Annotated in this window: 21 protein-coding genes and 4 pseudogenes; 9 read left to right on the top strand and 16 right to left on the bottom strand. The window is 68.9% G+C overall.

Annotation, left to right across the window (positions count from 1 at the left end; all coding sequences use genetic code 11):
- Positions 1–83: 83 nt before the first annotated feature.
- The gene (locus ACWDAG_RS36420; protein WP_450699827.1) at positions 84–1,070 is read right to left on the bottom strand and encodes a terpene synthase family protein; all 987 of its coding nucleotides are present in this window, start codon (positions 1,068–1,070) and stop codon (positions 84–86) included.
- A gap of 657 nt (positions 1,071–1,727) precedes the next feature.
- On the opposite strand from ACWDAG_RS36420, the gene ACWDAG_RS36415 reads away from it, so the two are divergent.
- Positions 1,728–4,403 carry a glycosyl hydrolase gene (locus ACWDAG_RS36415; protein WP_450699826.1) on the top strand — a complete coding sequence of 892 codons (2,676 nt, stop codon included), beginning with the start codon at positions 1,728–1,730 and terminating at the stop codon, positions 4,401–4,403.
- Between the two features lie 73 nt (positions 4,404–4,476).
- Here ACWDAG_RS36415 and ACWDAG_RS36410 read toward each other — a convergent pair whose 3' ends face one another.
- The 3 genes from ACWDAG_RS36410 to ACWDAG_RS36400 are packed head-to-tail and all read right to left on the bottom strand — an operon-like array spanning position 4,477 to position 5,398.
- The gene (locus ACWDAG_RS36410) at positions 4,477–4,692 is read right to left on the bottom strand and encodes a hypothetical protein (protein WP_450699825.1); all 216 of its coding nucleotides are present in this window, start codon (positions 4,690–4,692) and stop codon (positions 4,477–4,479) included.
- A gap of 2 nt (positions 4,693–4,694) precedes the next feature.
- Positions 4,695–5,051 (bottom strand): hypothetical protein, encoded by a 357-nt coding sequence (locus tag ACWDAG_RS36405; RefSeq protein WP_450699824.1) that lies wholly within the window; start codon positions 5,049–5,051, stop codon positions 4,695–4,697.
- The gene (locus ACWDAG_RS36400) at positions 5,048–5,398 is read right to left on the bottom strand and encodes an antibiotic biosynthesis monooxygenase family protein (protein WP_450699823.1); all 351 of its coding nucleotides are present in this window, start codon (positions 5,396–5,398) and stop codon (positions 5,048–5,050) included. Before ACWDAG_RS36400 ends, ACWDAG_RS36405 begins: the two co-directional genes overlap by 4 nt.
- Before the next feature lie 173 nt (positions 5,399–5,571).
- On the opposite strand from ACWDAG_RS36400, the pseudogene ACWDAG_RS36395 reads away from it, so the two are divergent.
- Positions 5,572–5,817, top strand: a pseudogene (locus ACWDAG_RS36395) (GNAT family N-acetyltransferase); the annotation flags it as partial.
- Positions 5,818–6,273: 456 nt separating this feature from the next.
- Here ACWDAG_RS36395 and ACWDAG_RS36390 read toward each other — a convergent pair.
- Positions 6,274–6,792: a winged helix-turn-helix transcriptional regulator gene (locus ACWDAG_RS36390; protein ID WP_450699822.1), complete on the bottom strand. Its 519-nt coding sequence runs from the start codon at positions 6,790–6,792 to the stop codon at positions 6,274–6,276.
- A 97-nt stretch (positions 6,793–6,889) separates the two neighbouring features.
- Here ACWDAG_RS36390 and ACWDAG_RS36385 point away from each other — a divergent pair, with 97 nt between their 5' ends.
- From ACWDAG_RS36385 to ACWDAG_RS36375, 3 genes are all read left to right on the top strand, one after another.
- Positions 6,890–7,675, top strand: coding sequence for an SDR family oxidoreductase (locus tag ACWDAG_RS36385; protein WP_450699821.1), 786 nt, complete (start codon positions 6,890–6,892; stop codon positions 7,673–7,675).
- Between the two features lie 25 nt (positions 7,676–7,700).
- The gene (locus tag ACWDAG_RS36380) at positions 7,701–8,060 is read left to right on the top strand and encodes a nuclear transport factor 2 family protein (RefSeq protein WP_450699820.1); all 360 of its coding nucleotides are present in this window, start codon (positions 7,701–7,703) and stop codon (positions 8,058–8,060) included.
- A 1,469-nt stretch (positions 8,061–9,529) separates the two neighbouring features.
- Positions 9,530–11,149, top strand: a complete 1,620-nt coding sequence (locus ACWDAG_RS36375; RefSeq protein ID WP_450699819.1) for a prenyltransferase/squalene oxidase repeat-containing protein — start codon at positions 9,530–9,532, stop codon at positions 11,147–11,149.
- Positions 11,150–11,166: 17 nt separating this feature from the next.
- Here the strand turns inward: ACWDAG_RS36375 and ACWDAG_RS36370 are convergent, their stop codons facing one another.
- Positions 11,167–12,231 (bottom strand): 2'-5' RNA ligase family protein, encoded by a 1,065-nt coding sequence (locus tag ACWDAG_RS36370; protein ID WP_450699818.1) that lies wholly within the window; start codon positions 12,229–12,231, stop codon positions 11,167–11,169.
- A gap of 41 nt (positions 12,232–12,272) precedes the next feature.
- Between ACWDAG_RS36370 and ACWDAG_RS36365 the strand changes: the two genes are divergently transcribed.
- A complete protein-coding gene (locus ACWDAG_RS36365; RefSeq protein WP_450699817.1) occupies positions 12,273–13,499 on the top strand; it encodes a cytochrome P450 in 1,227 nt (408 codons plus the stop codon).
- A gap of 147 nt (positions 13,500–13,646) precedes the next feature.
- On the opposite strand, the gene ACWDAG_RS36360 is transcribed toward ACWDAG_RS36365, so the two are convergent.
- From ACWDAG_RS36360 to ACWDAG_RS36350, 3 genes are all read right to left on the bottom strand, one after another.
- Complete coding sequence (locus ACWDAG_RS36360; RefSeq protein WP_450699816.1) at positions 13,647–14,105, bottom strand: hypothetical protein; 459 nt, start codon at positions 14,103–14,105, stop codon at positions 13,647–13,649.
- A gap of 62 nt (positions 14,106–14,167) precedes the next feature.
- On the bottom strand, positions 14,168–14,653 hold the full coding sequence (locus tag ACWDAG_RS36355; protein ID WP_450699815.1) for a hypothetical protein: 486 nt from the start codon (positions 14,651–14,653) through the stop codon (positions 14,168–14,170).
- Positions 14,654–14,753: 100 nt separating this feature from the next.
- Positions 14,754–14,933, bottom strand: a complete 180-nt coding sequence (locus ACWDAG_RS36350; protein WP_450699814.1) for a hypothetical protein — start codon at positions 14,931–14,933, stop codon at positions 14,754–14,756.
- Positions 14,934–15,135: 202 nt separating this feature from the next.
- Here ACWDAG_RS36350 and ACWDAG_RS36345 point away from each other — a divergent pair, with 202 nt between their 5' ends.
- Positions 15,136–17,817: an NB-ARC domain-containing protein gene (locus ACWDAG_RS36345; protein WP_450699813.1), complete on the top strand. Its 2,682-nt coding sequence runs from the start codon at positions 15,136–15,138 to the stop codon at positions 17,815–17,817.
- A gap of 165 nt (positions 17,818–17,982) precedes the next feature.
- Here the strand turns inward: ACWDAG_RS36345 and ACWDAG_RS36340 are convergent.
- The 5 genes and pseudogenes from ACWDAG_RS36340 to ACWDAG_RS36320 form a co-directional block, all read right to left on the bottom strand.
- A pseudogene (locus ACWDAG_RS36340) lies at positions 17,983–18,446 on the bottom strand (LysR substrate-binding domain-containing protein); the annotation flags it as partial.
- Positions 18,447–18,963: 517 nt separating this feature from the next.
- Positions 18,964–20,106 carry a terpene synthase family protein gene (locus ACWDAG_RS36335; RefSeq protein WP_450699812.1) on the bottom strand — a complete coding sequence of 381 codons (1,143 nt, stop codon included), beginning with the start codon at positions 20,104–20,106 and terminating at the stop codon, positions 18,964–18,966.
- Positions 20,107–20,611: 505 nt separating this feature from the next.
- A complete protein-coding gene (locus ACWDAG_RS36330; protein ID WP_450699875.1) occupies positions 20,612–21,028 on the bottom strand; it encodes a glycosyl hydrolase family 18 protein in 417 nt (138 codons plus the stop codon).
- 223 nt (positions 21,029–21,251) lie between these two features.
- Positions 21,252–21,476 (bottom strand): annotated as a pseudogene (locus ACWDAG_RS36325) (LuxR C-terminal-related transcriptional regulator); the annotation flags it as partial.
- A 278-nt stretch (positions 21,477–21,754) separates the two neighbouring features.
- Positions 21,755–22,123, bottom strand: a complete 369-nt coding sequence (locus ACWDAG_RS36320; RefSeq protein ID WP_450699811.1) for a VOC family protein — start codon at positions 22,121–22,123, stop codon at positions 21,755–21,757.
- Positions 22,124–22,186: 63 nt separating this feature from the next.
- Here ACWDAG_RS36320 and ACWDAG_RS36315 point away from each other — a divergent pair, with 63 nt between their 5' ends.
- Entirely contained in the window at positions 22,187–22,645 is a 459-nt protein-coding gene (locus ACWDAG_RS36315) for a MarR family winged helix-turn-helix transcriptional regulator (RefSeq protein ID WP_450699810.1), read from the top strand.
- Between the two features lie 135 nt (positions 22,646–22,780).
- Here ACWDAG_RS36315 and ACWDAG_RS36310 read toward each other — a convergent pair.
- Both ACWDAG_RS36310 and ACWDAG_RS36305 read right to left on the bottom strand, forming a co-directional pair.
- Positions 22,781–22,930, bottom strand: a pseudogene (locus tag ACWDAG_RS36310) (IS481 family transposase); the annotation flags it as partial.
- Complete coding sequence (locus ACWDAG_RS36305) at positions 22,927–23,289, bottom strand: NAD(P)H-binding protein (RefSeq protein WP_450699809.1); 363 nt, start codon at positions 23,287–23,289, stop codon at positions 22,927–22,929. The pseudogene ACWDAG_RS36310 and the gene ACWDAG_RS36305, both read right to left, overlap by 4 nt.
- 323 nt (positions 23,290–23,612) lie before the next feature.
- Here ACWDAG_RS36305 and ACWDAG_RS36300 point away from each other — a divergent pair, with 323 nt between their 5' ends.
- Entirely contained in the window at positions 23,613–24,008 is a 396-nt protein-coding gene (locus ACWDAG_RS36300) for a winged helix-turn-helix transcriptional regulator (protein WP_450699808.1), read from the top strand.
- The last annotated feature ends 641 nt before the right edge of the window (positions 24,009–24,649 follow it).

Here is a 24,649-nt window from a genome sequence, read left to right as displayed (position 1 = left end):
CCCGTCGACGGCCCCGCGCCGGATGATCCGCCTAGCGGCACCCCATTCGCACCAAGGACGTTCCCCTCGGGTGCGGCAGCGCCTTAAGAGCAAGCTCCGTCGGCGAAAGGAGTGTTGTATCGGGCCGAGACCCGGGACCAGTCGTAGTGGCCGCGTATCCATGCCCGCAGGACTCGGCTGTAGTCGGCCAGCCCTGGGAGTCCCGACGTCAGTGCCTTCTTCTCCGTCTCAAGGTAGGCGCGCATGGTGGCATCGTGGATGCGCACCGCTTGGGCCATCGCCCTCGCTTCATCCATGCCGGAGGCGGTCAGGAGACCGGGCAGGTGGGCGATGCCAGGGTTGACCTTCATCTCATTGTCGGCGGAGTGGATGTCGTTGCACCACGCCATCTGGCCGGCGGCCAGGTAGCCCATGCGCACGGCCTCCGGGTGCGCCAGCTCCTGGGCAGTGGCTGAGCAGGCCGCCACGATCTGGGTCACCGTCACATACGGCACAGACGCAATGTTGTAGACCCGGTTCACGCAGTAGGCGGGAATCGCAACCGGGCGTCTGGAAGTCCGGGCCAGTGGCTCGTAGAGATAGCTGTACCACCACAGCAGCATGTGGGTGCGCAGCCTCTCGAACTGCTCAGGCCGGGCGACCGCCGCCGTACGCTCCAACAGGTCACGCACGATCGGAAGACGGTGCTCCCCACCACTGTCCACGTAGACGGGTGTCACGACAGGTACACCCTGTGGTGTGAAGGCGGCGACCATCGCGATGACCGCTTCCGCAACGGCGGCCGCACGGTCCGGCGCAATGGACTCGTCCATGAAGCAGTCGTCGTAGAAGAAGCCGAAGGCCAGCCACTCGGTGTAGAGCTTCATCAGCTCCAGCGGAACCTCAGGATGCGGGCATGTCAGTGCCGCGAAAGTGCCGAAGCGTGATGCTTGGTACCGGGCGAGCTTCGCCTCGCTCGCATACAGACGGTTGTCAGCCATCCATTCGGCAGCATGCGCGTCGAGCGCCTCAGCGTGATCGCCGACAGCAGGAGGGAAAGGGCAGTGCGGGGAAGGAACCGGAGCGGTCACGGGAACCTCGTGTGCTGGAGCCGCAGACACGCCGACTGCTCAGGCTGTGACGGGCGGCGAGGTGAGCCTCCGGTAGCGATCGGGAATGCCGCTCGGCAGGACCGAGCTCAACCCTGGATCCGAAACCGACCGGAAGTTCTGACGATCGTCAGGAATCCAGCATGGATCCGCGCCGAAGACACACTCAAGGGGGCGCATGGCTGACGATGTAGCACTGGGACGCTCCCCCGCGCAGATGGGCGCCGGCCCACAAGGTCCAGGCACAAGCAATACCCCAGAGCACGACTCAAGTACTGCAACGGTGCTTGTGCTGAGTGTTGGACAGTTTCATGGGCTGTGTCCGCGTCGCTTGTAGTGGCTGATGCGGGCTTGGTGCTGGCGTCGGCGCCGCCTGTGCGACCAGTGCAGGATGTGGTCGATGCTCACGGGCCGGCGGTCGGCGAGTCGGGTGATCAGGCGTCTGATCTCGGCGAGGCTGAGCGCGAGCGTTAAAGCGCAAATAGCGGCGGTTTGACCGAAGTTCACGCCTTAACGAGCGCCAAACGCAAATTCCCCGCCATTTTTTCCTGTGATCCCTTTGTGTGACTGTTGTGGGCACGCCAAGATCTTCCCCGCGCCGGGAACACCCCCATACGCCCGTCGCAGGGAGGAGAGGGCATGCTGCCCCCAAGACATCAGCGGCGGTTCATAGCCTTCACCGTCGTGGCCGCGGCGTTCGGGCTGGTCAGCACCCAGTCGTTCGCGGCGTCCAGCGGCACCAGACCCCGGCCCTGGCAGGCGCGCCACCAGGCCGCCATCGGCCGCCAGCACATCAAGGCGGTGCACGCCGGCCACGGCATGTCCGCCTTCGCCGCCTCCGAGGGCGACGACGACGGCGCCGACGAGGCGGAGAACTCCGCCGAGGCCACGGCCCAGTTCACCGAGGCCCGCACCGCCCCCGGCGTGGTCGCTCCCGGCGCCTACGGCGCGGCCTGGCAGCAGCTCCAGTCGATGAAGCACACGACCGGCAGCTGGGGCCACGTCACCAAGAAGGCGTACGACTCGGACGACTCCCGCTACCGGGATGTGAACTCCAACTCCAGTGGCGGCTCGGGCAAGGTGACCGGCCGGATCACCGGAATCGCAGCCGACGACCAGGGCTATGTGTACGCGGGCGGCGCCAACGGCGGCGTCTTCCGCTCCACCACCGGCGGCGGGCACTGGAAGCCGATCGCCGACAAACTGCCCTCCCTCTCGACGGGCACCCTCGCCCTGGATGGCCAGAAGCGGCTCTGGTACGCCACCGGCGAGTCCAACACGGGGGCGACGTCCTTCGTGGGCACGGGCGTGTACGTCCTCACGGACCCGCACCACGGCAAGTTCCAGCCCGGCGACCGCGTGGGCGGCGCCGAACTGGAGTCCACCGTCATCCACGCGCTGCGCTTCGCCGGCACCAAGGTGTGGGCGGCAACCAGCACCGGCGTGTGGTCGCACTCCACGACCACCCTCTCCGGCCCGTGGAAGCACGAGTTCGCCCCCAACCCGGACTATCTGCCGGGTGGTTCGAAGGCGTCCGACCCGAGCGCGCCGTACAAGAACATCGCCAACGACATTGCCGTCGACCCCAAGGACCCGAACAAGGTCCTGCTCGCGGTCGGCTGGCGCGGCGGCGACACCTACAACGGCCTGTACGCCCAGCAGGACGACGGCAGCTGGAAGCCGGCCACCGGTCTCGGCGACCTGCCGACCAGCAGTGACGACGTCGGCAACGTGACGTTCGCAGCGGCGGCCGACGGCTCGCGCCTGTACGCCATCGACCAGTCCCCGGCGCAGATGGCCGCCAACCCGGACAGCGGGCTGAAGGGCGTGTACGTGTCGAAGAACGGCTCGCCGTTCGGGCCGTGGACGCTGATCGCGGACTACACCAAGCTGAAGGCGTCCGGATCCGCCCTCCAGGGCGACGGCTACCAGCCCGGCATCCAGTCCTGGTACAACCAGTTCCTCCAGGTCGACCCGGCCAACGCCGACCACGTCTACCTCGGCCTGGAAGAGGTCTTCGAGACCAAGAACGGCGGCGACAGCTGGATCACCCCGGGCCCGTACTGGAACTTCCCCTTCCCCTGCTGGAGCATCGACCCGGCCAAGCAGACCGGCGACTGCTCACCCACCACCCACTCCGACCAGCACGCGGTCGCGATCGGCAGCTACAAGGGCAAGAGCTGGGCGTACGTCGGCAACGACGGCGGCATCTATCGCCGCCCGCTCAGCGGCGCCGTCGACTCCGGCGGCCACGCCAAGGACTGGCAGTCCCTCAACGACGGCACCCTCGACACCTTGCAGTACTACTCGGTGGGCGTCGGCAAGGACCTCGACCACGGCGGCGTCTCGGTGACCGGCGGCCTGCAGGACAACGGCCAGTCGATCCTGCGCGGCCACGACAAGGTCATGGGCTCCAACTTCGGCGGCGACGGCGGCGACACCATCACCGACCCCGCCAACGGCTGCAACATCGCCGCCGAGTACGTCTACCTCGACATGTGGGTCACCCAGAACTGCGGAGTCAACGACGGTTCGTGGAGCACCGACCCGTCCAAGGCCACCGAGTACGAGGTCGCTCCGCCGGACAAGGACCTGGCCGGTGCGGGCGCCCGCTTCATCGCCCCGATCACCGCCGACGCCAAGAACACCAACACCTGGGTCGCGGGCGGCCGCCACGTGTGGGTGAACACCAAGGGCTTCGCGATCCGCTCCGGCAAGGAATGGACCAACGCCTACGACCTCGGCGAGGGACACGTGGCCACCGCCGTGGCCTCCTCCGGCGGCACGGTCTACGTCGGCTGGTGCGGCCCCTGCAACAACCAGGGCTTCACCCGCGGCATCGCGGTCGGCAACGCCGACGGCACCGGCTGGCACCAGCTCAACCTGCCCGTCGACGGCACCATCCCCAACCGCTACATCTCCGGCTTCGAAATCGACCCGGCCAACGCCCAGCACGTGTACGTGGCCGTCAACGGCTTCTCCCGCAAGTGGACCGAAGGCCCGGGTGCCGGGGTGGGCCATGTCTTCGAGTCGACGAACGGCGGCACCGACTGGACGGACATCTCGGCCAACCTGCCCGACGTCCCCGCCAACACGGTGAAACTCCTGTCGAACGGCGGCCTCGCCCTCGGCACCGACCTGGCCACCTTCTACCGGCCCGCCGGCGCCACCAAGTGGCAGGTCCTGGGCCACAACCTGCCCACCACGGCCGTGATGCAGCTGCGCCTCGGCCCCGACGGCAAGCTGTACGCCGCCACCCACGGGCGCGGCATCTGGTCCTTCGACGTACGGCGCCTCAAGGGCCGTAAGGACTGATCCGACGGACTCCGGCATACGGCGGCCGGTGCGCACCCCAGTCCGGGGGCGCACCGGCCGCCGCGCGTCCGGCTCACTGCACCCGATACGCCGCCACACTCAGCCGGAGCACAAAGAGGGGCGCGCTCTGCGGTCCCCAGGTGACGGTCACCGAGCCGGTGCGCGCGGCCCGAACCGTGACCCGGGTGCCGCCCTTGCCGTCCGTGGCGGTCGAGGTCACCAGCGCCAACATGGGGTTGCTGGTGCGCGGCTGCGGCCAGGCACCCTGTGCCCGGGGCTTGAGGAGCACGGTCACTGCCGTACCGGACCGCACGCACGGGGTGTGGACGGAGGGGTCTTCTGGGCCGTGGGTGATGGTGGCGGAGCCCGCAGCACACCCGGGGACGCGGGGCTGTCCTGTGGGGGCTCGGGGCTGGTGTCGTCGGCGATGAGGGTGGCGTTGCCGACCGTGCCGGGGAGGGCGAGCCGGGGGTGCCCGGCATGCTGGAGCTGCTCTCCGAGGGCTCGGTCGTGGGTGGAGTGGCGGAAGGGCGAGGCGGTGCCGAGTCCGCCTCCGAGCCGCCGCCGCTGCCTCCGCAGGCGGTCAGGAGACAGGAAAGTGCGACCAGGACGGCCGCGAACGAGGGCCAGGACGCTCCCTTCGGTCATGCGCCGCCCCGCACGAAGCCGTGGCTGTGCTCGACCTTGGCGATGTGCAGGGAATACCGCTCGTACCAGTGCTCCCGCCCGTACGCCTTGGCGGCCCGGTGCTCGGTGTGGTTGCGCCATTCCTCGATCCCGGCCAGATCCCGGAAGTAGGCGACGGTGACGGAGAGCCCGCCGGGCGTGCGGGCGGAGTCCTCGCCGAGGAAGCCGGGAACCTCCTTCACCAGCTCGCCCATGCGCTGGGCGGTCTCGCCGTATCCGCCGTCCGCCACGGTGCGCAGGGAGGTGAAGACGACGGCGTAGTAGGGCGGCTCATGGGCCGCGACAGGTGCAACGCGTTGATCGCTCATGTCGTTCACGATCGTCCCGGGCCCGACCCCTCGTCCACCCTCCTTGCCGAAAGGGATCCACAAGGGATCCAACTCTTGACCCTTCAGTACCGCTCCGCGCCGCGGCCTGCTCCCGAAGCGGTCAGAACAGCCGGCCCTGTACTCCCGCAGCCTCCTTGGCAGCCAGCCATGACCATCTCGGCTACCGGTTCCTGCCCCGGGCGTGGGGATTCGGATACGCCGGCGAGGCGTGCGCGGCGGCACTCGACTGGTTCGACAGCGTCCTTCCCGGCGAGCCGTTGGTGCTCACCACCCAGACCGCCAACGTCGGCTCGATGCGCATCGCGGCAAAGCTGGGGTTCAGCGAGGGAGAGCGGTTCCAGGCCTGGGACGCCGAGCAGTGGCTCGGCATGTGGTCCCCGGTCACGCCCTCTGATTGAGCTCCTGCTCGCCAACACGGATCCGCAACTCGACAGCAGCCAGGCGGAGACGACCGAACGCCTCCCGCAGCACTGTCGAAGCGCTGTCCGTTCTCGTGGACGAAGCCAGGCAGCCTTCCGAGATCAACGCAAGGCGGTGGGGGCCAGGCGGATCGTCTGTGGCTGCTGCATCCGGATGCGTATCGGCGTGGGCTTGCCGACCGCTTCCACTGGCTTGACGCGGTGCGGCGACGAGCGGGGCGGGCGGGGAGGCAGGGTAAGGCGGCGGATCATGACACACTGGTGGGCTCGATCGGCCTGGTGGCCTCCGTGCCGGTCACGACCCTGCTCGCCGCTCTGGTGGTCTCGGCGGACCGGCCCGGTCCGCGGGCGGAGACGGCGGCGGTGGGCGCGTCGGCGACTGCCGGAGCGGCCTGCGGGTCGTGGCGGACGTCGGCGGAAGTCCTCCGGGCGGACTTATGCCTCTTCCGCGGGAATGGCCGGCCGTGCCGCGTAGCGCGTGCGCATCGCGTCGCTGGCTGCGGGGCCTGCGGTGAAGACGTAGGCGGCGCTGTCGTCGAGTCGGCGGCCGGTTTTGGCGTCGACGACGACGGGCTCGACTTCCTCGCCGGTGTGAGCGTCGACGAGGATCATGCTGCGCTCCGTCGGCGTGAGACGGGAGTTGCCCCACGCGGCGAGGGCGATGATCACCGGGCGCAGGGAGCGGCCGAGTTCGGTCAGGACGTACTCATGCCGGAGGGGGCTGGTCTGGTAGGGCCGGCGCTCCAGCAGACCGTCGGCGACCAGGGTCTTCAGCCGGGTGGTGAGCATGCTGGAGGAGATGCCCAGGCTCTCCTGGAACTGGTCGAAGCGGGTGTAGCCGTCGAAGGCGTCGTGGAGGATCAGTAGTGTCCACCATTCGCCGACGTGTTCCACCGTCGTGGACAGCGGGCACTCCCGGTCCTCCAGCCTGATGCGGCTCGCCACGGCGACCATCCTCTCAGTTACTGCTAATATCGAAGTTAGTAGCTTCTATTTTAGCAGTCGAGACGGGAGCGGCCTCGCATACACGTGCCAGGGAACGGAGCACGACGTGACCACATCCATCAGCGAATCCCTCGAAGGCCGCCGTGCTCTGGTCACCGGCGGCACCAAGGGCACCGGAGCCGCGATCGCCCGACGGCTAGCCGAGGCCGGCGCGGCCGTGTTGATCACCGCCCGCAGCCGCCCCGACGACGTCGAGGAGAAGACGTTCATCGCCGCCGACCTGTCCACCGCCCAGGGCGCCGCCCACGTCGCCTCCGAGGTGGACGCCCGTATGGGAGGCGTCGACATCCTGGTCAACACCCTCGGCGGCTCCGAGGCACCAGCAGGAGGATTCGCCGCGCTCGGAGAGGACGACTGGGCAAGGGAGCTGAACACGAACCTGCTGGCCGCCGTCCGCCTGGACCGCGCACTCCTCCCGCACATGATCGCCACGGGCAAGGGCGCGGTCGTGCACGTCACCTCGATCCAGCGCCGCATGCCGCTGTGGAACGGCACCCTGGCCTACGCCTCCGCCAAGGCCGCCCTGACCGCCTACAGCAAGGGCCTGGCCAACCAGGTCGCCCCGCTCGGCGTTCGCGTCAACACCGTCGCGCCCGGCTTCGTCCAGACCTCGGCCGCCGACAAGCTCGTCACCCGGATCGCCCACGACGCCGGCATCAGCCAGGAGGCGGCGCTGGACCGGCTGATGGACTCCCTGGGAGGCATCCCGCTCGGCCGTCCCAACCGGCCCGAGGAGGTCGCCGAGCTCGTCGCCTTCCTCGTCTCCGAGCGCGCCTCGGCCATCGTCGGCGCCGAATACGTCATCGACGGCGGCACCACCCCCACCGTCTGAACCCGCCACCACCGTCAGGAGCGTCATGCACGACAACCAGCCCCGGACCATCACCCCGGACGACCTGCCCGAGGTGATCACCCGCTACCTCACGGCGCACCGCGTCCACGACACCGCCACCGCGGTCACGACGTTCACCGACGACGCCACAGTGATCGACGACGGCAACACCTACCAGGGAACCGCCGCGATCGAGCGGTGGCTGGACCGATCCGCCACCGAATTCACCTACACCATCCACCTCACGAATGCCCAGCAGGCAGACACGGCTCACTACATCGCCACACACCACCTCGAAGGCAACTTCCCCGGCGGCACCATCGATCTCCGCTATCGATTCACGCTGCGCGACGACCTCATCGAACACCTCGCCATCGAACCCTGAACCCGCTCCCACACCACCTGTTCCCGCCCACGGGAGAGACCCACCCACCCCCGGCCCGCCCCCGTCCCAGCCCTCGTGCCCACCCAGCCACCCGACCAACAGCCAGGCCTCAAGTTCGGCAACCCGCAGATCAGCACTTGCATGCCCAAGGAATCAAGGCGAGCAACTCCGGGGCCATCTTCAGCACAGGGTGAGCAGATCCCCATCAGGCTCAGCCGTATCTGCAGCCGTACCTCCCGGGCGCCGGCCCACAAACTCACCAGGACCACCAATACCGCCAGCGCGACACCGATCGTTTCAGCCGTCATCCGTCCTCTGCTCTCCCTCGCGCAGCCCCCGCCCGGCACAGGCCGCGCATCAGGAGGACGTGGCATGCGGCCCGATGGTCCACGAAGGGGCGCGGCGCCGAGGCCCTCTGAGCATCACAGTCGGCCACCAGGCGGCGGCCCGCGGTCGGCGTTGCAGGCTCCCACCGAGTTGCGTGGCAGGCCCCCTGCCCATGGAATTGAGCCCGGCTCGTCGACCGCTTCGGCGCGCACGATGACCGTCCAGCCGTGAACCTCCCAGGCCATGTCAGGTCCGTCGAGGTGGTGGAGGACCCAGCCGAGGAAGGCCCGGGTATCGGGAGCGAGCAGCAGCGTGTTGCTGCCGCCCAGGCGGTCGGCCCGCCGACCGCGACGGCGGGCCGACCGTAAGGGTCGGTGAGGTCGCGGCTCGCTTCCGTGCCCGGGATACCGGACGCCGCATGGAACACCGCCCCGACCAGGTCAGGAGAGCTACAGGGATTCATGGCCACCGCGTGGAGTAACCCGCCCGCCTGGGCATCGCGCGGCTCGGCATTGGTCAGACCGGCGCCGATCGCCTCGTCCGCCCGCCGATACGGCTCGGTGAGCAACTGCTCGGGGCCGGTCGGTCAGGAGGCCGGGTCACGACGTGCCCCCGTGCCTGCTGGCTGGCGGATCGGCGGGCCATGACGATTCTGCCTCCCTCGTCACGCCCGAAGAACGTTGGTCCGGCGGGACCGACGGACTCCCACCGGTGCACCGTCCCGCGCTCGGAGACACCGTTCTTGTCGCGGAACTCGGCGCGCTGAACGTAGAAGTAACCCGGCCTCGCTGCCTCTGCCACGGCGTGCCTCCCGCGGTGCCGCAGGTGCAGCACCGTCGATGCCCGGTATGCACAAGAATGTTGTTTCTCTGGGCTGTTGGGCAAGCCCGTGCTGCCGAGCACGGTCTGGAGCTCGTTGCCGTGGGGCGGTTGTCGTGCCAGTGCGGGAGCGGGGAAGCCGTTCCTGCCAGGGGTCTGGTTGCCCCAGGAGTTCGGCGTCGGTGAATCGCCAACCCGTTGATGCGGTCATCTCAGCGGGAAGGACTCCCAAGACAGCTCTGGCGTCGTTTCTGGTGAGGCCGGGTCCACCCGCTTCGACAGATCACGGCGCGCGTGCTCCACGACTCATCAGAGGTGGCTACATGCTGAAGGCATCGCTGCGGCTGCCCGACTCGTCGGGTGCCCCGCTCTCCTTACGCGCGTCATGCGAGCCCGGACTGATTCATCTCGGCGGTGAATGTCTCGTGCGGCTCCGGGAGCATGTGATCGGCGGGGTGGACAGTGACGGGGCGGTGCGCGACCGCTGCGGCAGCCGGGTTCTCGAGTCGGCGCTGATGCTGCATCTGCTGCGGGCCGAGGGGCTCTTCGCCGGGACGCAGCGCGGCATCGTGACGTATCTCGAGTCTCGTCGCGCCGAGCTGGGCGCGCAGGATGGGCGTGCCGATGCCGTCCAGATCCTGGAGGCGGCGCTCATCGACACGCTCCTGGGCGGCGGGCGGGGCGACGGCTCCGACGTGCTGGGTGTCTTCGAGTCGTTCGACCACTTCACATCGGCGCGCAAGCGGTTCATGTTCCACACGCTCCTGACCGAGCTGGGGACGGTCGACAGTGCCGTGCGGTTCGATCTCGCCGGCGTCCGCTACGACGTATACGCGACGTGGGTGAACCTGGAGATGTGCGCGCTGAGGATCCTGCGGGCGCGGCAGCAGGGACAGCCGGAGGCGGTCACCGAGGCCGACCGTGCCTACCTGATGGACCAGCTTGCCCATGGGAGCGACCGGAGTGTGTTCGAGGCGGATGTCTTCGCGCATCTGGTGGCCCTGCTCGCCGCACGCCGCGTACAGCCCGATGCTCCGCTCATTCACCGCGGTATAGAGACTTTGCTGCGCTGTCAGAACCCGGACGGCGGTTTTCCCTTCATCGCCGGCTGGGAGCCGTTCGGCACGGCCGTGAGCGGGCTCGCGCTGGCCGGAGCGGGAGCCGAGCGTGAAGTGCTGGTGTGCATGGGGCAGTTCCTGGCCCTGCACCAGGGCGATGACGGCGGTTGGCCGTACGCGCCACGGGTACGGCAGAGCGACGCCGACTGCAGCCCGTACTGCCTGGAGTTCCTGCGCGCGGCGCACCCGGTGCGCTTCGCGCCGCACATCGCTCGGGCCGAGCGGTACCTGCTGGGACTGGCCAACCCGGACGGTGGGTTCGGCACGTACCGGCGAGGCGACGACTCCGAGGTCGGGGTCACCGGCAGTGCCATCAGCGCCCTGACTCCCGCGCGGGATGCATGCGCACAGGTTCTGGACGCCGCCGTGAGGTTTCTGCTTGCCAAGCAACGACCGGACGGGACGTTCGAACGGGGCTGGAGCCTCGCCGAGGCCAATGCCATTTTCCGCGCACTCTTCGCGCTGCACCACTACCCGTCCGAACCACCGGCAGGGCTGCGGGCAGGAATCGACCGCGCGGCCGCACTCGCCCGGGACTACCTCGTGGGTGCGCAGAACGCGGACGGAGGCTGGGGGCAGCGCAGGGGCGAGCCCAGCGACGTACTGAGCACCTCCTACTCCCTGCTCGCGCTCACCTGCTGCGGTCCCGTGCCACCGTCCGTACCCCGTGACGGCCTGACGTGGCTGATCTCCCAGCAGCAGTGCGACGGTGGATTCACCTCCATCCCCGACTCGGCAGGCCCGCGTCCGCTCCCGCATGACCTTCCGGTGCTGGCCGACGCGTACGCCCTCCTCGCGCTGGGCCATGTACTGAGTGAGCCGTGATGTCATCGAGGTGGCGCTCAGCGGCGGTTACGGTCATGGTCGATCTCCCGGACGGTCCAACGGGCCGGCTGAAGCCGGATCATGGCGAACCGGTCATCGTGGGGGGCATCACGCAGATAGCGCCGTACCACGTTCCCGTCCCAGCGGGACTCGTCGGGGCCGAAATAGCGGCAGAGCAGTCGGCGAACCCTGTCGACGTCGTACGGCAGGACGTCGGCGCGTCCCCGCACGTACACGTACCTGATCTCCTCGGTGTCGAGGTCGCACACGTCCACCACGACCGCGATGGCAGGTTCGGCGCGCACCCGGTCCCTGAGCGATGTCGAGGGACCGGTAAGAAACCAGAACACCCGGTCCTCGAAGAGGTACCACATCGGCCGCACGGTCGGACCGTGCGTCGCGACCCGCGCGGTGAGCGGCCGGTCGAGGAACACGGCCACATCGAACGGATTCCCATCCACCGTCGTCTGCCCGGCCTTCAGCGGCACCGACGCCCGCTCTTGCCAGCGGATCTCGTCGCGCCGTGGATCCTGGACGGCCTCGACGATCCGTACCTCGTCCACGGTGAGCCGTACCCGCAGGTCGGTGGCGTTGCGCAGCCGGCCCTGCAGCAGCCCCGAGTCGCCGGGCCCGCTGCCGTAGGCGAAGGCGATGTGCGGACGGCCGCCGTCGTAGCGGGCCGCTTCGTCGCCGAACACCTCCGCGACGGCCGACCGGGCGCGCCGCTGAAGTTCGACGAACTCGGCGTCCGGAGTGAGGTCGAGCATGGCCCCGTGGCGGCTGGCGAGCGCGCCCCCGGCGGTCACCGTGAAGGCGGGAAGTCCGCCGAGCCGCTGCCGCAAAACGGACTCGAACCGCGCGAACTCCTCGGCCGTCACCGAGGAAGCGGGCCGGTCCTGGACCACCGCCACGGTCTCGTGCAGCCACTCGTCGCGAATCGGCGCGACGAAGTCACACCCCTCCAGCACCGGGCGACAGGCATCGACCAGCGGCTTGATCTCGGCCAGCCGGGGAGTGAAGTACACCCGCAGCTTGGACCAGCCCTGAGGCCAGAGCGTGCCGCCCGCGAGATACCGCTCCATACCCGCCCCTCAGCCACTCACGCACCGAATGGATTCCCGCCATGGCCGATCACACCGCGACCGGCGCCGCACCCGTGCCGCTTGCCTACCGGCGCGAGCACCCCAGGCCCTTCGACCCCGTTCAAGAATTGCTCCGCCTGCGCGAGGAGGAAAGCCTCACACGACAACTCGCCCCCAACGGTGAACCCGTGTGGCTGGTCACCCGGCACGCCGACGCCCGCCAAGTGCTCAGCGACAGGCGGTTCAGCACCGCCCTCACCCCTCGCACCCTCATCAGGCCCAAAGCCACCGGCCCCGCGGCCATCGCAAGCCCGGCACGCCAGCCAGGCAGCTTCCTCGGCTACGACCCCCCGGAACACACCCGGCTGCGCCGCATGGTCACCTCCGCGTTCTCGGCCCGCCGGATGAACCTGCTGGGCGAGCGTGTCGCCGAGATAGTCCGCCAACGGGTCGACGCCATCGAAGCAGCCGGTCCCCCGACCGACCTCGTCACCTCCTTCGCACTGCCCATCCCGTCCCTGGTGATCTGCGAGATGATCGGAGTGCCGCAGGACGAGCGCGCCGACTTCCAGCGCCGCGCCCACCACGCCTTCGACCAGACACTGGACCAGGACGAGCTCGTCAACACCTTCGCGCCGATGTGGGAGTACATCGCGTCACTGGTGGCACGTCAGCGTGAGAACCCCGACGACACCATCCTCGGCGGGCTGATCCGGGAGCACGGCGCAGAGCTCACCGACACGGAACTCACCGGAATCACCAACCTCCTGCTGCTGGCCGGGCACGACACCACCGCCAACATGCTCAGCCTCGGCACACTCCTGCTGCTGACGAACCCGGACACCCTGCACGCCGTACGCGACGAGCCGGACGCGGTGAACCCCGCCGTGGAGGAAATGCTCCGCTACCTCTCCGTGGCCCAGACCGGACTGGTCCGCACCGCCACCCAGGACATCGAACTCGGCGGACAACTGATCAAAGCCGGTGACCACGTGATGCTCTCGCTGTCCACCGCCAACCGCGACCCGGGCCTGTACGCCGACCCCGACCGGTTCGACATCACTCGCGACGCCGACCACCACCTGGCGTTCGGCCACGGCATCCACTTCTGCCTCGGCGCGCCCCTGGCCCGCACAGAAATGCGCCGCGCCTTCCCCGCGCTGCTCCGCCGCCTGCCCGGACTACGGCTCGCCGTCCCCTTCGAGGAGATCCCGTTCCGAAGGTTCGCCACCGTGTACGGCCTGGTGTCACTCCCCGTCGAATGGTGACCGCGGCCAAGCACCGAACTCGGGCATGATCGTGGGACCGTCCTCGCGGGCGCGGGGACGGTGCCCGTCCGCACCGACAAAGGCGAGGAGGAGACCTTCTACTCCCCGACAGCCGCGTCGTCTTCAGCCCCTGGGGGCTTCGCCGTTTCAATCCTCCAGTGGCAGGCCCGGTAGGGCGTCGTGAGCCCATGGGGCGAGATTGGTCGGCAGCCTGGCGATGAGGGAGGTGAGCCGTTCGATCGCGCGGACGGCATCGAGGTCGTAGTCGGCCGGCTGATCCCCGGTTGAGCCGTCCTGTGTGTCGGCCGGGTGGTCCCTGAGCACGGTGAGGACGTCCCGTCCCTGGATGGACCACTCCATCGTCTCCGCGGCCAGCATCGCCTCCATGGTCTCCTCGGTGACCAGTGCCTCGGCGAAGTCGGGCCGCAGGGTTTCAACTTCGAGGGGGTATCGGGTGCGTCGGCCGGGCCTGCCGCGCAGTGCGACCCGAAGGGACCGGAAGGCGGTGTCCAAGTGCACGGCGCAGACGGTCACATGGTGCTGCTGCCAGGCCCGGAAGGGCGCGAAGGGTTCGGGCTCGAAGGCGTCCGCGATCGTGAATCTCACGCCTCCATGGATGCCGGACATCACGGCGAAAGGGTCGCGGAGTCCGGCCTGGGACGGGCTGTTCAACACCTCGGCCGGTGTGATGTACAGGCGTTGCACGGGGGCGGGCTTCCAGCGCCCGGCGAGAGCCGGCAGGCGATCTCGGAAGGCCCAGCGTCGAGCACCCGCGAACCTGCCGCGCTCGGCGATGGTGATGGCCTCGGCGCGGTGTCGCCCCAGTGCACCCACTGGATCGTCCAGCCGACGCAGAAGAGACCGGCCGCCGCCAAGAAGTACGGCGAGAAGCACTGCAGAGGCGTTCCGCCTGCCCGATGCCGGGAGGTCCATACCGTTTCATCGCCTTCCGGCAACCGGCCCGGGTCCGGTGCGCGGTTGAGAGACTCGGCCGCCACCAGGTCGACCAGACCGAGCACAAGGGCGAACGGAACGGCGACGAGGCAGGCGGTCGCCCAGTCGCCACCTCGCGCGTCGATGATGCGGAACCAGATGACCGACAAGGCACCCAGCAGCGCGATGGGCAGACACCCCAGCCCCGAGAACGCAAGCATCTTCTTCCCCCGTCAGGACGGATGTGCGGCGCACCGATGTCGTGATCGATCCAGAATCCCCCGCTCGGTTCTCCGCTGTGTTGCTCGCTTGTGTTGCTCGCTACGGCCGCTGCTTGCGCCGTGCCGACATCAGACCGATAAGTCCGATGATCGCGACTGGGGCTGCGACGAGGGTGATGACCGGTGCACCGCCGATGAGGCCGACGGCGTTGCCGAGGACCCCGATGAGGACCAGTGCCCTCCAACCGCCGAGGTTGCTGCCCGTCTGTTCCTGCGCCATGTCGCTGCCTCCGTCGTGTCGGATCCGATGGAGCGGCACCGTAATCGGCCACCGACCCGGCCCTCTGCGCGCAATCTCCCCCGGGCGGCATCGGGGCAGGTCGGAGCGGGCGGGGGAACGGTACGGAAAGTCCCCGGACCGGGCCGGACCGGGAGGAGGGAACCGGTCCCTTGATCCCGGCGTTCCGCCTAGAGTTGCTGAGATGGAAGAGCCGGAGCCCCCGGAGTCGGAGCAGCCGCCGAGAGCGGCGTTCGCTGCTGCGCTGACGCGACTTCGGCGCCACGTGCCGGATCTGTCGGACGAGGTGCTGGCCCGGCGAGCGAGCCGCACGGCGCTGCCGTCCGGGCGTCGCGTCAGCGTCAACGCCCGCCGCCTCGGTGAGTGGCTGAGCGGGCGGTCGGTGCCTCGTGACTTCCATGCCGTGGTCGCCCTCGTGCGCGCCGTCGAGTCGCTGGCGGGCACCGCTGGTCCGCCGTCCTCGATCGCTGGTTGGGAGCGGCTGTGGCGCGCGGCGTACGAGGCCCGCTCCCCTGCGGTGCCCGCACCGCGTATCGCCGCCGACCGGGCCGGAGACACCGCGGACGAGGTGGTCATCGGGCGGCCGCCGAGCGACGCGGCCTCGTTGCGGGAGCGGGCGGCTCTGTCGAGTGCGATCGACGTCGCGCTGCGGGACGACGCAGTCCGGGAGATCGTCCTCACGGGGGCGGGCGGAGTGGGAAAGTCGCAACTCGCCGCGGCCGCCTTCCACCGGTTCCGGCAGCCCCGCGGGGTACGGGTGTGGGTACCCGCCTCGTCCCGCCAGTCCGTGTTCACGGCGTACGCGCGCGCGTGGCGGGTGGTCACCGGCGGGGAAGGTGGAAGCGGTTGGGACGACGAGACCCAGGCCGACCTCTTTTTGGCCTGGCTGCGTTCGACGACGCGGCCCTGGCTGGTCGTCCTGGACGACGTCGACGAACCGGCGGACCTGCGAGGCATCCGGCCGACCGGGGACCACGGCAAGAGCATGGTCACGACCCGTCGGCGAGACGCGGCGCTGATCCGTTCGTCCTCCCGGATCGTGCAGGTCGGAACCTTCGCGCCCAAGGAGGCCGCCGACTACCTCCGCTCACGGCTCACGGCCGACGAAGTCGGGGACGACGAAGGGGAACTGCGTGCGTTGGCGGACGCGCTCGGCCATTTCCCGCTCGCGCTGTCCCAGGCGGCGGCGTTCCTCATCGACACCGAGTTGCCCCTGACCACGTACCGTCAACTCGTGGAGGACCAACGGCAGACGCTCTCCGATCTGTTGCCGGCGACCTCCCCGGCCGACGAACACGACGAAACCGTGGCCACCGTCTGGCAGCTCGCCCTGGACCGGGCGGAGACTCTCGCGCCCGCCGGAAGCGCCAGGGCCACCCTGGAACTCCTGTCGATGCTCGCACCGGACGGCATCACGGAAGCGGTGTTGCACACGACGGCGGCCCGCCGGTGGATCGTGCAAGGAGCGGACGACCACGGCGACACAGGCCGCAGCCCGGCGCAGCCCGGCGAACGGGCCGTGCTCCTCTCACTGCGCGCTCTGCACCGGCTCAGCCTGGTGACCCACGACCCGTCCCGCACACCTGCCTCGGTCGACGTACACGCCCTCGTGCAGCGCGCGGCGCGCGAGAGCGTGCCGGAGCAGGTCCGAGCGCGCCTGGCGGTGGCAGCCGCCGACGCGGTCGAAGAGCTCTGGTCGTCCACGGCGGAGTGCGCAAACGAGCCTGAGACGGAGGCCGCCCTGTACCGCAGCGTCGAATTTCTGCGCCGTACGACGGGCGGTGACCTGCTGTGGGACGGGCGCATGCACCCTGTCCTGCGCCGAATCGGCCCCTATCTGGCCGGACTCGGCCGTGACGCGGCGGCGCGGGACGTCTGCCAGGAGCTGCTGAAGCCGGCGCGGACCCGCCTCGGGGACGAGCACCCCGATGTCCTGTACCTGCGGTGCCGGGTCGCCCTGGCCGTCGGCGAGCTGGGGGACGCGGTGTCGGCACGCACATCGCTGGAGCGCATCCGGCGTGAAGCCGAGCGGATCCTGGGCCCGAAGGACCCGGACACCCTGACGGTACGGCTGTATGAGGCCCGCTTCCGGATGGAAGAGGGTGCTGTGGCCGCCGCCCTGAACGACTTCACCGAACTCGCCGGCCAGGCAGCCGCCGTACTCGGCACGGCCCATGCCCTGGTGATCGACGCGCGGAGCCACGCTGCTCTCTGCCGTGGCCTGGCCGGCGATGTCATCGGCGCGCGGGACGCCTGCGCCTCCCTCGTCGAGGTGCTGGAACAGCGGCACGGCCCTGGACATCTGCTCACCCTGAGCGCCCTCGCCGACCTGGGCAGGTGGACCGGCGAGGCGGGCGACGCTCATGCAGCGGTCGACATCTACCTGCGGGCGGTGGCACGACTGGAGTCCGCCGTGGGCCGCCTCCATCGGGACACCCTCATCGCCCGGCACAACCTCGCGTACTGGCGGGGCCTGGCAGGCGAACGCACGCTCGCTGTCGAGGAGTTCACCGCCGCGGCCGAGGACGCCGAGCGCGCGCTCGGCGCCGACCATCCGACCACTCTCACCTACCGCGTGAACCTGAGCTACTGGCGCGGCCTCGCCGGCGCGACGGCCACGGCGCTCGCAGAGTTGGCCGACCTCCAGCCCAGGGTCGACAGCGTGCTCGGCCCCGACCACCCACGTGCGCTGCGGACCCGCCAGCAACGCGCCGAACTCCTGGAAGTCTCGGGCGACAGTGGCGGGGCAGCCACGCTTCTCACCTCGCTGCTGGCCGACTTGATCCGTGTCCAGGGCAGCGACCACCCGCGTACACGCGAGGTCGCCGAGGCGCTGGCCCGCTGCGGCATTCGCGAGGCCCGGTGAGGTTCGTCAGTCTCCGTCAAGCCCTCGCATCCGCCCCGCAGAGGCAGTCGCAGGGCCGCACACGAAGCCTGTGACCGGCGAGCTCTGCCCGGTGCCCTCCCCCGCCGGTCTCCGAAACCAGATCGAGGGACCACTTCGCACCCCACCTGACCGCTCGGAGACGGTTCAGTCAACGGCGTCGCGCAGCAGACCCTGCCGTTCCAGTGCCGCCGGCAGCGCGGCAGCAGGCAGCGCCACATGGACGCGCAGGGCCGGGTCGGTGAGGCGGCACAGGACGAGTTCGTCGGGACCGCCCGTGCGGCCGGCGAGGGAACCAGTGCCACTCCCAACCCGGCGGCCGCGTAGCCGAACTTCGCCGTCCACTCCGCGATCCGGATGATCTTCCTGGGCGTGAAGGCCGCCCGCGCGCAGGCGTCGGCGAGCATCGTGGGACGATCGCCGTACGCGCTGTGGAGCCAAGCCTCGTCGTGCAGTTCACACAGATCGACCGCCTCGGCTCCGGCCAGGCGGTGTTCGCGTGGGAGAGCCACGAACAGCTCGTCCTCGCACAGCACGGTCGTCGTGACACCGTCGGCCGACGGCAGACCGGACGGGTAGTCGCTGACGACGGCCAGGTCCAGCGCCCCGCCCCTGAAGTCGTCGGACTGGCTTCCCGCAAGAACTTCGGCCGACTCGAACACACCTTCTTGCCGAGGAAGGCGGCCGACGTACAGGAGAAGCACAACGGACTGCGTGTCGCCACTTACCTGGGCGCCATCGCCTGCCTGGCGACCGGGGCATCCTGTTGTTGGTCTTCGTGGACCGGATGTTGCAGCGGCTGACATGCACGCTGCCGACGGGCCGTGTGCGTGTGCGTGGACCGGTGAAGCGGGCGTTCCGCTGTCCGAGTTCGGAGGGGCAGCCCGTGTGGAACGCGCCGACACCCCGCCCTGCCCGAACTGCCGCCACCGCACCTCCTACCGCGCCGAAGCAACCGCAAGTTCGGCGGGGTCGAACTCTGCGACGACTGCCGAAGGCCCGGCACACCTACCGCCCGGGTCCTCGCCCTCACCCCGCCACGCGGCCTCCGCGAACACCCAGGCAACAGCTCGTGGCAGCTACGCGAGCCAACCTGCACCCGGGGACCAGGAGCAGAGGCATGACCTTTCAAATTCCGGTGATGAGGTCCGACCACCAGCCGATAGACGCGGGGAGGGAGAACTCGTCTCCTTCCGGAGCGTCGGTGAAGTCGTAGAGGGGCTTGCCTGCGCGTGCGGTGAGCAGGTGCGGGTGCGCGCTGCCGCTGTCAGGGACGTCGAGGACGGTGGTGTAGCGGGGTACCGTGCGCTGCCAGTCGATATTGCCGCGGATCTTGTGTCCGAGCTGGTCCATGAACCGAAGCAATTCTGGGCCGGCCGTGGGGGTGAGCTGGCGGCGGAGGGTGAGAAAGAAGCGCATGACGTGGTTGAGGAGGGCCACCGTGGCGGTCATGGCCTGCTGCCCGGTCAGGTCGTGATGCGTCTGGATGATGTGTACGAGGTTCGACTCCGGTGATTGCTGATGGATCTCGTGCCGGTAGGAGGCGATGTCGTTGTAACCGGTGATCAGGATGTTGGTTGACTGCTGCAGCGCGCGGACCTCGCGCCGGTTTCGCTCGTGAGCAGGCAGTTCGGTACCTTCGGCCACCTCGATCATCGCGGTGGTGACCGTTTCGGCCTTGTCGAGCGGGCCGATGAGCAGATGGTCGTCCAAGCTTCGAATGCGGCCGGCGCGGCGGTCACTGACCGAGCAGGCGCTTCCCATGAGCCACAGGGCGTGACCTTGGAGCCACATGTGGAACACGAGCGGTGAGGCGACCTGTTGGAAGCGGGCGACGATGTCGCCGAACGGTTCGCTGAACGGGTTGTCATCCAGTACAGGGACGTCGGGCTGAAGCAGGCGGACCAGCATGCGTGCGGCCATGGGGTTGTACAGGTCCGGCCGGTCCATGATCGGACCGCTGTCGACGTAGTAGTCGTCGAGGACGAAGGCGAGGCAGACCCAGTCGGCGAAGATCTGGAGACGTTCGACAGCGCCGTCTGGCGCGACTCGTGCGGCCCATTCCCCGGACAGGGTCGCCAGGGCTCGCTGGCGTGTCTGCTGTTCCAGCCCGAACCGTGAGAGCCACTGGTGGATGCCGTCCTCGATCTGCGCGGCGTAGGGACTGATTCGTGGTGCGATCGGGCACCACACCGGCGGAATGCACACCGAGTCGTCTCGCGCAGTTTGGGCCATGGCGGCCGCGTCGGTTGCCGGTTGCGGGTTGGACATGGGGTATCTCCGGCGCTTTCAGCTCAGGGCTGTTCACCCAGCACGGCGCTGCGGCTCCGGGCGGAGTGCAACGGAGCTGCGGAAGCGCGTCGAAGGGGTTTCGTGCGCCATGTCCGGCCGGGAGGCCGTGTCCTGGCTCAGCACGTAATCGAAAGGATCTCCCCCGTCTGTTCCGCGCAGCAAGGCGCGTAGCACGCTGCTTGAAGCACAGTCGACAAATTCAACGACTCGGCCTGTGCGCCCGCGTACGCCGGTCAGCCGAGGTCTCGCCTGCGGCTTTGCCGGTTCCTCATCCTGGGCTTGTGCCGACCTCCCGCCCGTGACTCACTCGGCTCGACGGCGAGTGTGCTGGGCGGCTGGCTTCGTCGGCGTCACGGCACTGATGACCCGGCGACGTAGCCGCTCCCCACAACCTCCCCGAGCTCACGAGCACGGCGAACCGCTCCAGGACCCGACCTGCACACCGGGCGCGATCTCGCCGGCAGCGCCCCAGGCGAACCTGAAGTCAACAACCCTGCTGGGGAACCAGAGCTGAACCGGTACCAGTTCTACTGGTCGCCGATGCGCACGTCACCGCTTGCGAGCCTGGCTCGTCTTTCCCGTTCAGTTGGTTTTCCAGCGTGCAGGGGCACGGTTCCAGCTTCTCGTTCAGCCGGGTGGTCAGCGTGTACCCCATCCCGCACGGGGTGTCCGGCTGGACGTCCGCCGGGCAGGCGTAGTCGCCGCCGAGCTCCCACATCATCACGCCGCCCGCCCCGGTCGACTTGACCAGATCGGTGACCGCGTCGATGCCCTGCTCGTCCTCCGTCGACAGGAACACCTTCTTCTCGGCGTTCCACAGCCACGACGTCTTCGTGGTGTCGTCCCAGTACCGGATGTACTGGCCCGTGAGCCGGTCGGTGCTGTCGGTCTGCGGCGTCAGCCCGACGCTGGGGGCGTAGACCGGCGTGATGTTCTTCTCCAGGTTCGTGGTGTGCCAGTCTGGGCAGCTGCCCCGTGGCGTCTCAGCGACGTGGCACTTCTGCCACTCGCTACGCAGACGCGCCGTCTTCCTGCGGTCCGCGCGACGGAATGAGAACGCACTCTCATGCGCGACGAGCGATGAACCTGCAGGTGCCCCTGGGCGGTTGGCGGCAGGCGTGGTGTCAGTCCTTGAGCAAACCGGGGCTGACCATGCGGTACTCGTGGGCCAGGACCACGACTTGAGACCTGTCCCGGGCGCCGAGTTCGGCCATGATGCGGCTGACCTGGGTCTTCGCGGTCAGCGGGGAGACCACCAACTGCGTGGCGATCTCACCGTTGGTGCGCCCGGCAGCAATCAGCCGCATGACCTCGCGTTCGCGGCTGGTCAGGGTGTCAAGTCGCTGGTCGGCAGCGGTGTTCGACCCCATTTAGCGATCTTTCGAGCCCGGCCTGACAGTGGATTTCGGCCCAGCCTAGACCGCGCGGCATGCTGATCCGATATGCCGGGCCTGACGCGTCGGAGCCTCATCAGGGTCGACCACTCGGCAGAGCAACACGGCGTGGTCGGGATGCAGCTGTTGGCCGACCCCTTCGAAGCCGAGGTCCTCCAGCCGGCAGAACGTCGTCAGGTCAGTGAGGCAGAAGATGGCGTCACACTGATGATCGGCCGGTGGCGTTGGACCGATCAAGCGCGGTCATGGAGCGTGACCTGGTAGCCGTCGGGGTCGGCGAAGGTGAAGGTTCGACCGAAGGGGCCGTCGATCGGTGCGGAGACGATGGTGCGGCCGTCGGCGACGAGCGCGTCATGGATGTCCTGGACGTCGGTGGCGTGGAGCCATATCGCGGCACCGATGCCGGGCTGAGCGACGGATGCGAGGTCGGTGCCGGGAATGACGTCGCGGAGTGCGAACGCGATCGGCTTCGTCTCGAAGACGACGGCGTGCGGAGGTCCGGCCGGCGAGCGGACGAGGCCCAGGTACTGCTCGTAGAACGCCTGCGACGCGTCAAGGTCGCGCACTTGCAGCGAGATGAAGTCGGGGCCGGTGGCGGGCATGAGGACGCTCCTTCTTTTCGTGTCAGTTTTCTGACACGCGGCAAGCTATGTCAGAATGCTGACATGAGTCAAGAAGGTGTCGGCGTCGACCTGGAGACGTCACTGGGCTACCTGCTCAAAGAAGCGTCGAGCGCCCTCCGCGCGGCCATGGAGGAAGTACTGCGGCCGCTCGGGATGAGCGTGACGCACTACTCCTGCCTCGAGCTGCTGGCGCAACGACCGGGCTTGTCGAACTCCGAGCTCGCGCGCGGCGCGTTCGTGACACGGCAGACGATGAACGTGCTGCTCCAGGCCCTGGAACGAGACGGCTACGTGACCAGGCCTGCGGCGGCACCCGTCGGGAAGGCGCTTCCCACTCGGCTCACGCCTCGCGGCCGACGAAGCCTCGAGAAGGCGAGCGCAGCCGTCCGGTCCATCGAGACCAGAATGCTGGCCGGCCTGACCGAGACCGAGCAGTCAGACGCGTTCCGGATCCTGCAGAGCATGATCCATTCCCTGCGCGGTGACAACGAGGGTGCATAGCTCGTTCCGCGGCGCACGTCTCGTCGCGCTCGCACAGGAGCGCAGCCGCGCCGGAAATCCGTGTCGGCACCCCCGGAAACCGACAGACCCCGACTACACCCTCTACCGCGACGAGCCGTCCAGCAGGCCGAGCTAACCGTAGCGGCGATAGCGGTTCACCCACGTGGACGCGCACGCCCGTGAGATCACCATCTCCGCTGCGACGCGGGCGATCGGCCGACTCGCGCAGCGTCCGATCAGGCGACGGCGGCCCTCCGGCGAAAGGGGCGCGTTGCGGTGGGTCACAGTTGTCTGCCCCCACCAGCAATGGATGCCTTCGCGCAGGCGGACAGCGGGATCACCCCGAGATGCTGTCGACGCAGGTCGGCCCGCTCAGCCATGTCGACCAGGGCACGGGCATGGTCAGCGCGGCTGATGCGCGTGGTCAGATCCCCGACCTCGGTGAGGGTGTATCCGTCGGCGGGCGACGTGCCCGGGGCGAAGTCTCCCGCAGGGCTCACTGCTGTCCACTGCAGGCCGGACGCCTTGATTGCCTCCAGCGCAGTACGGTGCCCCAGCGAGAACGGCCGGTACTCCGCGGGAAAATCGTCGGTGTCGACGGCCGGGACCCCGGATGCACCGGGCAGCAGAGAGGCGATGCCCACCCAGACCAGCCGGGCAACCCCGCGTTCTGCAGACCGGTCACCAAGCCGTGTGCCGCGGCCCGGAAGAAGGCTCTCGGGTCAGCCTCAGCGGGCGCCACGGCCGCGATCGCGACATGGTGCCCCAACGCGGCCCGTGCCACCGCTTGCGGGTCGGTGATGTCTGCGTCAGCACTTCTCAAGGGGGTCACGTGGTGGCCTCGTGCGCTCGCCTCGGCCACCGCGGTACTTCCGGTCCTGCCACCTGCCCCGAAGATCACGATTTTCGTCATGCGCTCGACGCTAGACAGGCACCCGGTTACCGATTGGGTACCTACCCTTGGACCATGAACCGGATCTCGCCCGAGACGTTCGACGAACTGTGTCCCTCCTCGATGTTGCCGATTCGGATGCAGAACAAGTGGGCGCCGTTGGTCATGCGCCTGCTCGGCGAGGGAACTCAGCCGTTCAGCGAGCTGCGCAGGGCGCTACCGAGAACGAGCCCGAAAGAGCTCACCCGAGCACTGCGGTCACTCGACCGCGACGGATTCATCACCCGAGACACCGACGCCGAGTCCCCTGGCTACTGCCTCACCCCACTCGGACAAAGCCTCCTCGCCGTTCTCCTGGACGTCTACGCCTGGACCGCCGAGCACTGGGACGAACTCGTCGACGCCCGCGAGCGCGCAGACCGCCCGGAAGCCGGTTCGCCTGTCAACAACGTGCTGTCCCGCAACACTTAACGTCCACTGAACTACGCGCCACAACAGAGGGTCTGGTCGTTGGAAGACCAGACCCTCCAGCTTCCGTTCTGGCACACACTGAGCCAACGAGTCCGCGCGAGGCCGGACAAGTTCTCGCCGGGTGGCGGCGCAGGTGCATGTAGTCGAAGCTGCGAGTTGGGGCGCGCTCGGCGGCCTGATCGCCGAAGCGCGCCTTATCTCCCAAAGGATCATGACCGGGCGGGGGAAGCGCCTTGCCGCCCGCTCGGCCGGTCGCAAACTGCCTCCGTTGACCAGGTTCGTCGACCCCTCAGCCGACCCTCTCGCCGCTGGCCAGCGCGCCTTGCTGGGGGCGGTGGCCGCCGGGCTGGCCAAGCCCACTGTTCGCTGCACGCCGAAGCGGAACAGTCTGCTGGCGTCTCGTTGGAGGATGGCGATCCGGAATCGACGACAGGTACACAAGTTGGTGCGCGGGCCCGGGCATGGACGTGGTGAAGGCTGAGGTCCGAGCAGGATAGGGATCCGCCGCCATGGGCACCCAGCTGTGAGTGCGCCGGTCCGGGTCCGCGAGGCGGCAGGCTTGGCATTGCCCCATTGGTTTACAGCTTTCCCTAGCCAACGTGAAGGCCCCACAGGGGAGTTGATGGACTGGCATCATGCGG

This window comes from Streptomyces sp. NPDC001157, from assembly GCF_053598255.1.
The sequence above is the reverse complement of the archived record's forward strand: the minus strand, read 5'-3'. Positions and strand labels throughout refer to the sequence as shown.